This window comes from Desulfuromonas sp. CSMB_57, assembly GCF_020194955.2.
In the GTDB taxonomy this organism is placed as follows: Bacteria; Desulfobacterota; Desulfuromonadia; order Desulfuromonadales; family Syntrophotaleaceae; genus JAFCIY02.
The window spans coordinates 1-13335 of record NZ_JAFCIY020000003.1 but is presented as its reverse complement, the minus strand read 5'-3'; the positions used below and the strand labels follow the sequence as shown (position 1 = coordinate 13335).

General features: G+C 57.9%; 10 protein-coding genes and 4 tRNA genes. 5 read left to right on the top strand and 9 right to left on the bottom strand.

The genetic code is table 11. The features are described from left to right. Window positions 1-94 precede the first annotated feature (94 nt). From JQN68_RS01735 to JQN68_RS01695, 9 genes are all read right to left on the bottom strand, one after another. A tRNA-Val gene (locus JQN68_RS01735) sits at window positions 95-170 on the bottom strand. An 8-nt stretch (window positions 171-178) separates the two neighbouring features. After that, window positions 179-255 (bottom strand) — tRNA-Asp (locus JQN68_RS01730). 92 nt (window positions 256-347) lie between these two features. Continuing rightward, complete coding sequence (gene hbs, locus JQN68_RS01725) at window positions 348-620, bottom strand: non-specific DNA-binding protein Hbs (protein WP_225073067.1); 273 nt, start codon at window positions 618-620, stop codon at window positions 348-350. 98 nt (window positions 621-718) lie between these two features. Continuing rightward, the gene (gene lon / locus JQN68_RS01720) at window positions 719-3118 is read right to left on the bottom strand and encodes an endopeptidase La (protein WP_225073066.1); all 2400 of its coding nucleotides are present in this window, start codon (window positions 3116-3118) and stop codon (window positions 719-721) included. A 74-nt stretch (window positions 3119-3192) separates the two neighbouring features. Then, window positions 3193-4440 carry an ATP-dependent Clp protease ATP-binding subunit ClpX gene (clpX, locus tag JQN68_RS01715; RefSeq protein WP_225073065.1) on the bottom strand — a complete coding sequence of 416 codons (1248 nt, stop codon included), beginning with the start codon at window positions 4438-4440 and terminating at the stop codon, window positions 3193-3195. Between the two features lie 136 nt (window positions 4441-4576). After that, entirely contained in the window at window positions 4577-5161 is a 585-nt protein-coding gene (gene clpP, locus JQN68_RS01710; RefSeq protein WP_225073064.1) for an ATP-dependent Clp endopeptidase proteolytic subunit ClpP, read from the bottom strand. A 60-nt stretch (window positions 5162-5221) separates the two neighbouring features. Beyond that, window positions 5222-6517 carry a trigger factor gene (gene tig / locus JQN68_RS01705; RefSeq protein ID WP_225073063.1) on the bottom strand — a complete coding sequence of 432 codons (1296 nt, stop codon included), beginning with the start codon at window positions 6515-6517 and terminating at the stop codon, window positions 5222-5224. A 128-nt stretch (window positions 6518-6645) separates the two neighbouring features. Further along, window positions 6646-6728 (bottom strand) — tRNA-Leu (locus JQN68_RS01700). A gap of 195 nt (window positions 6729-6923) precedes the next feature. Continuing rightward, window positions 6924-6999, bottom strand: a tRNA-His gene (locus JQN68_RS01695). Between the two features lie 467 nt (window positions 7000-7466). Between JQN68_RS01695 and tmk the strand changes: the two genes are divergently transcribed. The 5 genes from tmk to JQN68_RS01670 all read left to right on the top strand — a co-directional run bounded on the left by tmk (window position 7467) and on the right by JQN68_RS01670 (window position 13291). After that, window positions 7467-8117, top strand: coding sequence for a dTMP kinase (gene tmk / locus JQN68_RS01690; protein ID WP_225073062.1), 651 nt, complete (start codon window positions 7467-7469; stop codon window positions 8115-8117). Further along, entirely contained in the window at window positions 8114-9082 is a 969-nt protein-coding gene (holB, locus tag JQN68_RS01685; RefSeq protein ID WP_225073061.1) for a DNA polymerase III subunit delta', read from the top strand. The genes tmk and holB overlap by 4 nt, the downstream gene beginning before the upstream one ends. A 147-nt stretch (window positions 9083-9229) precedes the next feature. Next, window positions 9230-10309, top strand: coding sequence for a PSP1 domain-containing protein (locus JQN68_RS01680; protein ID WP_225073060.1), 1080 nt, complete (start codon window positions 9230-9232; stop codon window positions 10307-10309). After that, a complete protein-coding gene (gene metG, locus JQN68_RS01675; RefSeq protein WP_225073059.1) occupies window positions 10302-11807 on the top strand; it encodes a methionine--tRNA ligase in 1506 nt (501 codons plus the stop codon). The genes JQN68_RS01680 and metG overlap by 8 nt, the downstream gene beginning before the upstream one ends. Window positions 11808-11893: 86 nt before the next feature. After that, a complete protein-coding gene (locus tag JQN68_RS01670; protein WP_249620978.1) occupies window positions 11894-13291 on the top strand; it encodes a TatD family hydrolase in 1398 nt (465 codons plus the stop codon). Window positions 13292-13335: the final 44 nt, after the last annotated feature.

Here is a 13335-nt window from a genome sequence, read left to right as displayed (position 1 = left end):
GGGACTCGAACCCGCGACCTCCGGCGTGACAGGCCGGCGTTGTAACCGACTCTACTACAGCCCCGCAACTTGCTGCTTGACAGCGTGATTTTAATGGTGGGCGAAACAGGGCTCGAACCTGTGACCCTCGGCTTGTAAGGCCGATGCTCTCCCAGCTGAGCTATTCGCCCATATTTGATGGCGGGGCTGACGGGACTCGAACCCGCGACCTCCGGCGTGACAGGCCGGCGTTGTAACCGACTCTACTACAGCCCCGCATGGGATTGACTGGAATATGTAATGCCGAAATAACCTTCAGGACCTACTCAGCAGCATCGGAAGGGCATGTCCAGCTTGGCCTCGCCGTCTCAGTTGACAGCGTCCTTCAAAGCTTTGCCGGCCTTGAATTTGGGCACCTTGGATGCGGGGATTTCGATCTCTTTTCCGGTCTGAGGATTCTGGCCGGTACGAGCGGCCCGTTCGCCGATGCTGAAGGTACCGAACCCAACCAGAGCAACCTTGTCGCCAGCTTGCAATGCCTCGGTGACCACGTCCGTGAAGGCCTTAAGAGCTTTTTCGCAATCGGCCTTGCTCAATCCGGCTTTATCCGCCATTGCATTAACGAGATCGGCTTTGGTCACAACATACCTCCACTAGTGAAAAAATTGAATGCCCCGCTGAAGTGCGATACTTATAACAGAGATGGAAAAAAGGTGTCAAGAGATTATTTTCCCTGATTTTAGTGCCGAACCGCATCATCCGAATTGCGTCCCGCGGTCGTCCCCAAAGCTTTCGACGCAAGGCCGGCGGCCTCTGGAAATGCCGCTGCAAGCACTTGATCCATATGAGAAACCGGGATAACAGTCAAGGCATCCAGAATGCTCCGCGGGACGTCTTCAAGGTTCTTCTCGTTCTCGGCCGGAATGATCACGCGGCCGATTCCGGCGCGCCTGGCGGCCAGCAGTTTCTCCTTTAGTCCGCCGATGGCCAGCACTCTGCCGCGCAGGGTAATTTCTCCCGTCATGGCCAAATCCCTGGCCACCGGCCGACCGGTAAGAGCCGAAGCCAGGGCGGTGGCCATGGTAATGCCGGCCGACGGTCCATCCTTGGGAATGGCACCCTCGGGAACATGGATATGGACATCGAGTTTTTGGTAAAAGTCCTTTTCGAGCTCCAGTTCCTGCCAACGCGAGCGCACGTAGCTCAGAGCGGCCTGGGCACTCTCCTTCATCACCTCGCCGAGCTTGCCGGTCACCGTCAACTTTCCGGGTCCAGGCAGTACCGTGGTTTCGATGGTCAATAATTCGCCACCGACCTCGGTCCACGCCAGCCCCGTTGCCAAACCGGCGTAATCCAGCTCTTCCCGGGTCCCGTGGGTAAACCGAGGCACCCCCAGAAATTCACGCACCAAACCTTCATCCACCTGAAAAACCACGGACTTCTTGCCGGCACCGACCACCTTCCGAGCGATCTTGCGGCAGACGTTGGCAATCTCGCGTTCCAGACCGCGGACGCCGGCCTCACGGGTATATTGGCGGATGATCTGTTGCACGGCGGCATCATTGAAGAGTACCTGCGAAGGCTTCAAACCGTGGGTTTCCAACTGCTTGTCGACCAGGTAGCGTTGGGCGATATGCAGCTTTTCGTCCTCCGTATAGCCTTCGATGCGAATGACTTCCATGCGATCCAGCAGCGGTCGGGCGATGCCGTGCAGGCTGTTGGCGGTGGCGATGAACATCACATCGGAGAGATCGTAGTCCACTTCCAGATAATGGTCCACAAAGGTGCAGTTTTGTTCCGGATCCAACACCTCCAGCAGGGCCGAGGACGGGTCACCGCGGAAGTCGCTGCTCACCTTGTCGATTTCATCCAGCAGAAAGACCGGGTTCTTAACCCCGACCTTGCGCATGTTCTGCACGATCCGACCCGGCATGGCGCCGATATAAGTCCGGCGATGTCCACGGATTTCGGCCTCGTCACGCATGCCACCCAAAGAAATGCGGGAGAATTTGCGTCCCAGGGCGCGGGCGATGGAACGCCCCAGGGAAGTCTTGCCAACCCCCGGCGGGCCGACCAGGCACAGGATGGGGCCCTTGATTTTCTTGACCAGCGCCTGCACCGCCAGATATTCCAGGATGCGTTCCTTGACCTTTTCCAGCCCGTAATGATCCGCGTTGAGGATCGTTTCGGCATGGTCCAGATCGCGGCGGTCACGGGATTTTTTGCTCCAAGGCAACTCGGCCAACCACTCCAGATAGTTGCGTACGACAGTGGCTTCGGCGGAACTTGGCGACATAAGTTTCAGCTTGCGAAGTTCGGTACCGGCCTTCTTTTTGGCTTCAACGCTGAGCGCCGCCTTGTCGAGCCGTTCTTCAAGTTCGCGCAGTTCATTGCGGAATTCATCGCCCTCGCCCAGTTCCTTCTGGATGGCCCGCATCTGCTCGTTGAGGTAATATTCCTTTTGGCTGCGCTCCATCTGCCCCTTGACACGGCTGCGGATCTTCTTTTCGATCTGCAGGATCTCCACTTCGCGGGCGATGAGGACAACCAGGGATTCCAGGCGTTCCACCGGATTGAGCATGCTGAGCAGATCATGTTTTTCAGACACTTTCAGTCCCAGATGGGCACTGATGGTATCAGACAAACGACCGGGCTCCAGAATGCCGAGCACCGATGCAGCCACTTCCGCGGGAATCTTCTTGCTCAGGTTGACATAAGCTTCAAACAATTCGTTGACGCTGCGCATCAAGGCTTCGAGATCCGGCGACCCGGCCACCTCGGCCTCGGCAAGGGGCGTCACTCCGGCAAAGTAGCCCTCTTCCGAGGGCAGCCACTCATCAATCCGTCCCCGCTCCCTGCCCTCCACCAGTACCTTCAGGGTACCGTCGGGCAACTTGAGCAACTGCACGATCTGACCAAGGGTCCCGATTTCGTAAACATCCCCCAGGGACGGTTCGTCGACCTGGGGATCTTTCTGGGTGGCAAGAAAGATGGTCCGGTCCCCATTCATGGCCGACTCGAGAGCCTGAATGGAATGGCTCCGGGCCACGAACAGAGGCGTCACCATGTAAGGAAAAATGACGATGTCGCGCAAAGGCAGCAACGGAATCCCGCTGCTGCCCGTATTGATATCCTGCATAGGTCTATTATTTACCGATCTGTTTGAGGTGGAGCGCCGGTTGCCGCTGTTCCTTCGGCAAACACTGAACTGCCCTAGGCCGTTTCAGCGCAATCGTAGAGAATGATAGGCTTGCCGTTTTTAAGGATGACATCCTCGTTGATCACAACCTCCTTCACCCGATCCTGGGAAGGAATGTCGTACATGACATCCAACATGGCGGTTTCTATGATGGAACGCAACCCACGCGCACCGGTTTTACGCTTCAGGGCTTCCTTGGCCAACGCCACAAGCGCTCCGTCGGTAAACTTGAGATTGACCTTTTCCATTTCGAACAGCTTCTGATACTGCTTGACCAAGGCGTTTTTCGGTTCCTGGAGAATTCGCACCAAGGCTTCCTCATCCAGCTCCTCAAGGGTGGCCACCACCGGCAATCGTCCGACAAACTCCGGAATCAGACCGAACTTGATCAGATCCATCGGCTCCACGCGGCTGAGCACTTCACCGACATCCTGGTTTTTGCGCGAACGGACTTCGGCGCCGAACCCCATGCTCTTGGCGACGCAACGCTGGTTGATGATATGCTCCAACCCGGAAAACGCCCCGCCACAGATGAACAGAATGTTGGCCGTATCGACCTTGAGGAATTCCTGCTGCGGATGCTTGCGCCCGCCTTTGGGAGGAACGCTGGCCATGGTGCCTTCGATGATTTTCAGCAGCGCCTGCTGTACACCTTCGCCGGAAACATCCCGGGTAATCGACGGACTGTCCGATTTACGCGCGATTTTATCCACTTCATCGATGTAAATGATGCCCTTCTGGGCCTTTTCGAGGTCATAGTCGGCGGCCTGCAACAAATTGAGGATGATGTTTTCCACATCCTCACCGACATAGCCCGCCTCCGTCAGGTTGGTGGCGTCGGCGATGGCGAAAGGCACGTTGAGCAGACGGGCCAAGGTCTGGGCAAGCAGGGTTTTGCCGCTGCCCGTCGGCCCCAGCAAAAGAATATTGCTCTTTTGGATTTCAACACCGGAATCGCTGCGCCCCGCGGAAATCCGCTTGTAATGATTGTAGACTGCGACCGAAAGGGTCTTTTTCGCCCGCTCCTGGCCGATCACGTACTCATCCAGGACTTCCTTGATTTCCGCCGGACGGGGGAGCCGATCGGTGCCGACGTTCTCGTCCTCCAGCTTGGCCTCTTCGGCAATGATATCCTTGCACAACTCGATGCATTCATCGCAGATGTAGACCGCCGGACCGGCAATCAGTTTCTTGACGTCATCCTGTCCCTTGCCACAGAATGAGCAGGTCAGATACCCGGATTTTCCATCGTTGGTACTCACGCAATCGCCTCCACGCTAATAGCCGTTCTCCGCTTGGGCGGTTCCGAGTGCCAGGAACCAAGCCTCCTGCACCCCTCTTCCACCTCGCAACGGAAACCCGCCTGACTGACTGGAAAAGTCCAGGTCTCGGCAGGATCTAGGTTTTTCTCCTTACCATGTCATCAACGATACCATACTTTTTCGCCTCGTCGCTACCCATGAAAAAATCCCGCTCCGTATCGGCGGCGATCTTTTCCAGCGATTGGCCGGTATGATGGGCCAGAATCTCGTTCAGAGTGGCCCGCAGGCGCAGGATTTCCTGCGCATGAATATTGATGTCCGTGGCCTGCCCCTGAAAACCGCCCCAGGGTTGATGAATCATGATTCGCGCATTCGGCAGGGCAAAGCGTTTCCCGGGCGCTCCCGCCGCCAGCAGCACGGCCCCCATGCTGGCTGCCTGCCCCACACAGATGGTGGAAACGGGGCATTTGACATATTGCATGGTATCGTAAATAGCCATCCCCGCCGTGACCGATCCGCCCGGCGAATTGATATAGATGAAGATCTCCTTTTCCGGATCTTCCGATTCAAGAAAAAGCAGTTGGGCAATGATCAGATTGGCGATCTGGTCGTCGACACCGCCACCCAGGAAAATGATGCGATCCTTGAGCAGTCGGGAAAAAATATCATAGGCGCGTTCACCGCGACCGGTCTGTTCGACCACCATGGGGATGAGGCTCATGCCGCTATTCCTTTCTGAAGCCTATGGCCGGCAGGCAGGATACTGCCTGCCGGAAACCGATCAGAGTTGATCCTTGGCCACCACCTGGATGTTGGCCTTGCCGGTCAGGAAATAAATGACTTTTTCTTCCGCCAGTTGGGAAACCAGGGCACGGCGGCGGGACTCGTCGGCATAGAAATTCATGACCACCTCTTTGGGCGCGCCGGTCTGCTGAACGATTTCATCCAGCTTCTCCCGAATCTCATCTTCATCGACTTTCAGATTTTCCTGCAGCGCAATGGCTTCCAGCAACAGGCTGCCCTTGACCTGCTTAACGGCGATATCCCGGTAGATCTTCCTGAAGGAGGCCGGGTCAAGACCCATGTCCTTGAGGCTCATGCCTTGGGACTGCATGCGCTGCTGCAGGTTTTCCAGCATGTGTTCCAGTTGCGTTTCCACCATGCTTTCCGGCAGTTCGAAGGGATTGCGCTCCACCAGTGCGTCGATCAACCGATCCCGGAAATCCTTTTCGATGCGGTCATTTTCCTGAGCGACGTGACTTTCCCGAATTTTCTCCTTGAGATCATCCAGGGTCACCAACCCCATCTCTTTGGCAAAGTCGTCATTCAACTCCGGCAGCACCCGTTCCTTGATTTCCTTCAGGGTGACCTGAAACACCGCCGGCTTGCCGGCCAGCTCCTTGTTACCGTAATCGGACGGAAAAGTGACGTCGATGGCGCGCTGTTCTCCGCGCCTCATCCCCACAACCTTGTCCTCGAAACCGGGAATGAAGGTGCCGGAGCCCAGTTCCAACTGATGATCTTCGGCGCTGCCACGTTCAAACGCCTGCCCATCGATGAAGCCTTCGAAGTCGATCACGACAAGGTCGCCGGTTTGACACAGTTCGCGCTCACAGACCTGCAGTTTACCGGCGCTTTTGCGCAATTCGTCGAGACGCTCGGTGACGGCCTCATCGCCGCCGGCGGCCAGTTCCTTTTTCAACTCAAGCCCCAGATAGTCTTTGACCTGAACATCGGGCCGCACCTCGACCTGTGCTTCATAGCTAAAGGGTTGACCCTGCTCGAGAGAACTGCTTTCGACAATTTCAGGATTGGAAACCGCAAGAATCTTGTGTTCAGCCAACGCCTTGAAATAGGTATCGTTGATCAAACGCTCGAGAACTTCGCCCTGCATCCGGGGACCGTAATGCTTTTCCAGGATGGCCCGCGGCACCTTGCCGGAACGAAACCCCGGAACCTTGGCCGTTTTGGCCAGATTCTTGTATGCCTTCCCGAATTCGGCATCAACCGTTTCGACGGGCACGTCCACAAACAGTTTCTTCTTGATGCTGCTGAGTTCTTCGACCTTGATGTTCATCCTGCTACCTCGCGAAAGTAAATTATAGATTATCGGTCGTGACCGGCATCCATCGCCCGCCAGTTTTGAACCAGGCTGAATTGCCGGTACCGGAAACCCCGAACCGGACACGGCTCAGCCGAGGGAATTGGTGCGAGAGGGGGGATTCGAACCCCCACGGTTGCCCGCTGGATCCTAAGTCCAGTGCGTCTGCCAGTTCCGCCACTCTCGCCCAAAAAGGAAAGCTCAAGACATGCCTTATGGATATGAAGAGCCTGGCCCACAATCCGCAGACTCGACCCGGCAAAGGGGCGCCGAGCTTCAGTCATTTAAACGAAAAGCCATTTAAACAAAAAGCCCGTCAATCGTCAACCGGACAGACCCATAGGGCCACGGTTTACCTGATGACGGGCAATTACGGTTTAAATGGGGTGAGTGAAGGGGCTCGAACCCTCGACAACTGGAGCCACAATCCAGCGCTCTACCAACTGAGCTACACCCACCATGAGAAAGCGGCGGAATCTTACTGAACCACCCGCCTCTTGTCAACCCTAAATTTCTCAACTGCGTCCAGGGCATGATTATCGCCCGTGCGTCGCCTCATCCCGGTTCCAACTTGAAATCACGCCCGATCAATGTGCAGGCCGTATTAACCATCCTGAGGACCGGGGTTCGAGGAATATATGTCATGGTCATGAGCAAGTCAACAGTAAATCAATACCCAAATCCCGGTTGCATCGGCAAATCCTTAAAATGGCCGGCGGGAATTTAAACCTTGATATACCTCTTCGTAATTTCTATAATTTCAGATTAAGTTTTCAACCAGGAGCCGCCATCCCGGTTTTTCGGTTCGAGGTTTGCTCTCAAGAAGCACCGCCAAGGAACAGAGCCCGGGCCAGAACGATGGCCCCTGACAGCCCGATTTTTCCACGCACCGAAGCCGGTCACGCGCCTCCATACGGATCTCGACATGTCACTGTTTATCAGCTTCGAAGGGGTGGAAGGCAGCGGCAAGACCACTCAGATCCATCTGCTGGCCGATCACCTGAAAAGCCTGGGCAGAAGCTGTGTGGTCACCCGCGAACCGGGGGGCTGTCCCATTGCCGACCAAATCCGTCACATCCTGTTGCATCCGGCCAGCCGCGGCCTGGTTCCCATGGCCGAACTGCTGCTTTACGCCGCGGCCCGCGCTCAACACGTCGAGGAGATCATCAAGCCGGCCCTGAGCGCCGGCCACATTGTGCTTTGCGACCGGTATCTGGACGCAACCCTGGCCTACCAGGGATATGGTCGCGGGCTTGATTTGGACCTCATCGAACAGCTCAACCTGCTGGCCGCCGGCACTGTACGGCCCCACGCCACCATCCTTCTCGACCTGCCCTGCCGACAGGGACTGCAGCGTGCCCGGCAGCGCAACAGTCACAGCGAGGGTCCGGACGAGGACCGCTTCGAACAAGAGTCCCTGCGGTTTCATCAGCGGGTACAGGACGGCTATCTCCAGCTGGCCCGCAAAGAATCCGAGCGGTTTCATGTCGTCAGCGCCGAAGGCGAACCGCAGGACATTGCCCGGCGCATCCGCCAGGTGGTCGACGGACTGCTCCTGCCTCGGAGGTTGCCGTGAGCTTCTCCCGCATTCTGGGTCACGACCGACAAAAGGAGTTGCTCCAGCGGGCCATCGACACCCATCGCCTGCCCCATGCCTACCTGTTCGAGGGGCCGGAAGGCATTGGTAAGCGCCTGGTTGCCCTGGCCTTGACCAAGCGATTGTTCTGCGAGACCGGACAGGGTTGCTGCAACTGTCCGGCCTGCCGCAAAATCGAACACCACAATCATCCCGACCTGCACCTGCTGGAACCGGACGGCCAATTCATCAAAATTGAACAGATCCGCGGTATCCAGAAGGAATTGTCTTTTCGTCCCCTCGAGGCGCCGCGCAAGGTCTGCCTCATCGACGGCGCGGAACGGTTGAATCCGGCGGCCGGCAACGCCCTGCTCAAGACCCTGGAGGAGCCGCGGCCGGAAACCTTGCTGATCCTGCTCAGCGCGGCCCCCGAAGCGGTGCTGCCAACCATCCGTTCGCGTTGTCAGCGGCTGCCCTTCAACCGGTTGCCGCGAGCCAGACTGCAGGAGGTGCTGGCGGACCAACTGAATATGGAGGAGGAGGAAGCCCATATCCTGACCGCCCTGGCCGACGGCAGCTTTAAAAAGGCTCTTGGCAAGGATCGGGAACTGTTCCTCAAACGCCGTCGCCAACTGCTCAAAACCCTGGCCGGCCTGTCTCCCAACAGCATTCTGCCCCTCCTCGACCTGGCCCGGCAAATGGCCGAAGACAAGGAGCATTTGACCGAGCAACTGGAAATTTTACTGGCCTTTTATCGCGACCAACTGTTGTTGCACCATGGCCGAAACAGCGACGATCTGGTCAATATCGACCTTTTGGAACTGCTGGAACGCATGGCCGAACGCCATCCCGTTGCGGCGCTGCTACACAAACTGGAAGCCCTGTTTGCTGCTCGCCGACAGTTGGACCGCAACGTCAACCGGCAATTAGCCATGGAAGTGCTGCTGCTGAAACTGGTGGCCTGATGATAGTGGCAAAGAAACCTTGACAAATGCCCGAAAACCCGCAACATGCCCATTACGGCGGGATTTGGCAGGCAGGGCCGGAGCCGCCGGAACACTGGAAACAAAAATTCATCCATCACTTTAAATATCAACGAATAAAGAAGATATATGCCACGTATCGTATCCATAAAATTCCGGACTGCCGGAAAACATTATGATTTCAACGCTCTGGACCTGGAACTGCGGCCGGGCCAACAGGTGGTGGTCGAAACCGACCGCGGGCGTGCCTTGGGCACCGTCGTGACGGAACCCGTCGAAGCTGACCATCAGGGCGGTGGGGACAACCTCAAGAGCGTCCTGCGCATCGCCACCGAACAAGACCTGGAAATGGGCCGGGCTTCCACCGAACGGGAAAAGGATGCCTTCCGTTTCTGCCTGGAACGCATCCAGTCCCGCCGGATGGAAATGAAGCTGGTGCGGGCCGAATACCTGTTCGATGCTTCAAAAATCATTTTCTACTTTACCGCCGACGGCCGGGTCGATTTTCGTGACTTGGTCAAGGATTTGGCCCATCACTTTCATACCCGCATCGAGATGCGGCAGATAGGGGTGCGCGACGAAGCCAAGCTCATTGGCGGCATCGGCGTTTGCGGCCGGGCGCTCTGCTGCTGCTCCTTTCTGACCAACTTTGCCCCCGTATCGGTCAAAATGGCCAAGGAACAGGGACTGGCTCTCAATCCCAACAAAATTTCCGGCCAATGCGGGCGCCTGCTGTGCTGTCTCAATTACGAGTACGAGACCTACCTGTCCCTCAAGGAAGGCATGCCCAAATGCGGCCGCAGAGTCAGGGTGGGCGATGAGGAAGGTGAGGTGACGGCCCAAAACGTGCTGACCCGCAAGGTGACCGTAAGACTGGCCAGCAACCGTTCCATCGAGGCTCCGGTTGGGGAACTGACCTTGCTCAGTCCGGCGGAAGTGGAACGCGCCGATGCGGAAAAAGCCCAGCTCAAACAGCCGAAGGCCGCTGAATCGGAACGACCGGCGGGGCGCCGGGAGCGTCCACCCCGTCGAACCGCAGCTCCGGATATGCCGCAGGAAAGCCAGTCCCCTCGCAAAAAACGCGACCGAACCGAACCCGTCGTTCCTCAGGCTCCCCCGTCGGCCGCCGTTCCGGGACGCCCGAAACGAAAAAGCCGTGGCCGGCGTCGTCCGGCGAAATCCCCCGCCGCAGGAGATACCAATGAGTAAATGCTTTTATGTTTCGACACCTATTTATTATGTGAATGATGTCCCGCATATTGGCCATGCCTACACGACCGTCGCCTGTGATGTTCTGGCGCGCTTCAAAAAATCCCGCGGGCATCAGGTGTTTTTCCTGACAGGTACCGACGAACACGGGCAGAAGGTCGAAAAAGCGGCTGTGGCCAAAGGTGAAACCCCTCTGGAACTGGCCGACCGCGTGGTCAAGCGCTTTCAGTCCCTGTGGGAAAAACTCAACATCGAGCCGACGGATTTCATCCGCACCTCCCAGGAGCGGCACAAAAAAGGGGTTATTGCCCTATTCCGAAAACTCTATGAGTCCGGCGACATTTATCTCGGCGAATATGAAGACTGGTATTGCACCCCCTGCGAGACTTTCTGGACGGAGACCCAACTGCTGGACGGTTGCTGTCCGGATTGCGGCCGACCGACGGACAAACTCAAAGAGGAATCCTATTTTTTCCGCATGAGCCGTTTCCAGGATGCGCTGCTGCAGCACATCGAAGCCAATCCGGACTTCATTCAGCCGCGCACCCGCCGCAACGAAATCCTCAATTTCGTCCGGGAAGGACTGCGCGATCTCTCCATTTCCCGCACCTCCTTTTCCTGGGGCATTCCCGTCCCTGAAAACGACCGCCATGTCATCTACGTCTGGTTCGATGCCCTGACCAATTACATCACCGCCCTGGGCTATCCCGATCATCCGGAAAAGGGCTTCCAGGACTTCTGGCCGGCCGACGTGCACGTCATCGGCAAGGATATTCTGCGTTTCCATACCGTTTACTGGCCGACCTTCCTGATGGCCGCCGGCCTGCCGCTGCCGAAAAAGGTCTTCGCCCACGGCTGGTGGACCGTCGAAGGCCAAAAGATGAGCAAAAGCCTGCAGAATGTGGTCGAACCGAACATGCTCATCGATAAATACGGCGTCGACGCCATCCGTTATTTCCTGCTGCGGGAGGTCCCCTTCGGCCTTGACGGCGACTTTTCCCATTCGGCCCTGGTGCATCGCATCAACTCCGATCTGGCCAACGATCTCGGCAACCTGGTCAGCCGCTCGACCGCCATGGTGGGAAAATATTTCGACGGGGTTCTGCCCGCGCCCAGCCACCCGCGCCCCGAGGATGCCCCCCTACTGCAAGCCTACGCCGCAATGCCGGCCAAGGTCGACGAACTGATGAACGAACTGGCCTTCAATAAAGCCTTGCAGGCCATCTGGGAACTGGTCGGCCTGGCCAACAAATATATCGATGACAGTGCCCCCTGGGCCCTGGCCAAACAGCCGGACCAGCAGGATCGTCTCGGCACGGTACTGTATAACCTCTGCGAAGGCCTGCGTCTCATTGGCCGGCAGGTCGCCCCTTTCATGCCGGATACCGGGGAAAAAATTCTCGACATCCTGGGCTGCGCAGCGGGGGATGCCCCATTGCAACCGGGTACCTCCATCACCAAGGCCGCCCCCCTGTTCCCGCGCATCGAATCGGAATAAGGTCTGCGTCCCCAACCTCTGCCTGCCGCAAAAATTTTCCCCTCTCCCGTCTCGGGAGAGGGGCTGTCAACTGCGAGTTTCCTGACATGTCCGAAACCCTGCCGCCCTTGATCGATACCCATGCGCACCTCGACAGCAGCCAGTTCCGCAATGATCTGGCCGAGGTCCTGGCGCGCGCCGAACAGCAGAGCATCACTGCCATGCTCACCGTTGGTTGCGACTTGGCCAGTTCCCGCGCCGGCGCGGCCCTGGCCACGGCCCACGACGGCGTGTATGCGTCCGTCGGCATCCATCCTCACGACGCGGCCCAGGTCAATCCCGGCAGCCTCGCCGAACTGGCCGAAATGGCCCGCTCCAATCCCAAGGTCGTCGCCATCGGCGAAACGGGCCTGGATTTTTACCGGGATCGCTGCCCCAGGCCGGTGCAGATGGAAGCCTTTCGGGCCCAGATCCGCCTCGCCCGGCAATTGCGACTCCCCCTGATCATTCATGACCGGGATGCCCATCAGGATATTCTGGACGTGCTGCGAGAAGAAGGTGCCGACCAGGTCGGCGGCGTGCTGCATTGCTTTAGCGGCGATCTGGCCATGGCCCGGGAATGTCTTGAGCTGGGCTTTTACCTTTCCTTCAGCGGGACCCTGACCTATCCTCGCAACGACGCGCTGCGGGAGGTGGCGAAAGCGGTTCCCACGGAACGCCTGCTGCTGGAAACGGACTGCCCTTACCTGGCGCCGCAGGAACATCGCGGGCGGCGCAACGAACCGGCCCTGATGCGCCCCACCGCCGAAGCTCTGGCGGCCCTCAAGGGCCTGACTCTGGGCGATATTTCGCGCATCACCCTGCTCAACACTTTTCGTCTGTTCGGCTTCGGGGCCCCCGACATGAGCACCAAGATCGCCTACCGAATCCGCGATGCCCTGTATCTGAACATCACCAACCGGTGCAGCAACACCTGCGTCTTTTGCGCCAAATTCAGGGATTTTGCCGTCAAGGGCCATCTCCTGCAACTCGATCGCGAGCCCTCGGCGGCCGAGATCAAACGCGCCGTCGGCGAACGGCCCGACCAGTACGAAGAGGTGGTCTTTTGCGGCTACGGCGAATCGCTGCTGCGCCTGGACACCGTCAAGGAGGTCGCGGCCTGGTTGCAGACACAGGGAGTCAAGGTTCGCGTCAACACGGACGGACTGGCCAACCTGGTTTACGGCCGGAACATCCTGCCGGAACTGGCCGGTCTGGTGAATGCCGTCTCCGTTTCCCTCAATGCCCCGGATGCCGTCCTGTACCAGAAACTTTGTCAATCCCGATTCGGCGAGGCCGGCTATCAGGCGGTCAAGGATTTCATCCGGGAGGCCAGGCAGTATATCCCTTCGGTAACCGCCAGCGTGGTGGCCATGCCGGAGGTGGACATCGAGGCCTGCCGGCGCATCGCCGAAGAGGAACTCGGCGTCCGGTTCCGAGTCCGACCGTATAATGAAGTGGGATGAAAATCAGGCTGAAGGCTGAAGGCTGAAGGCTGAAGGCTGAAGGC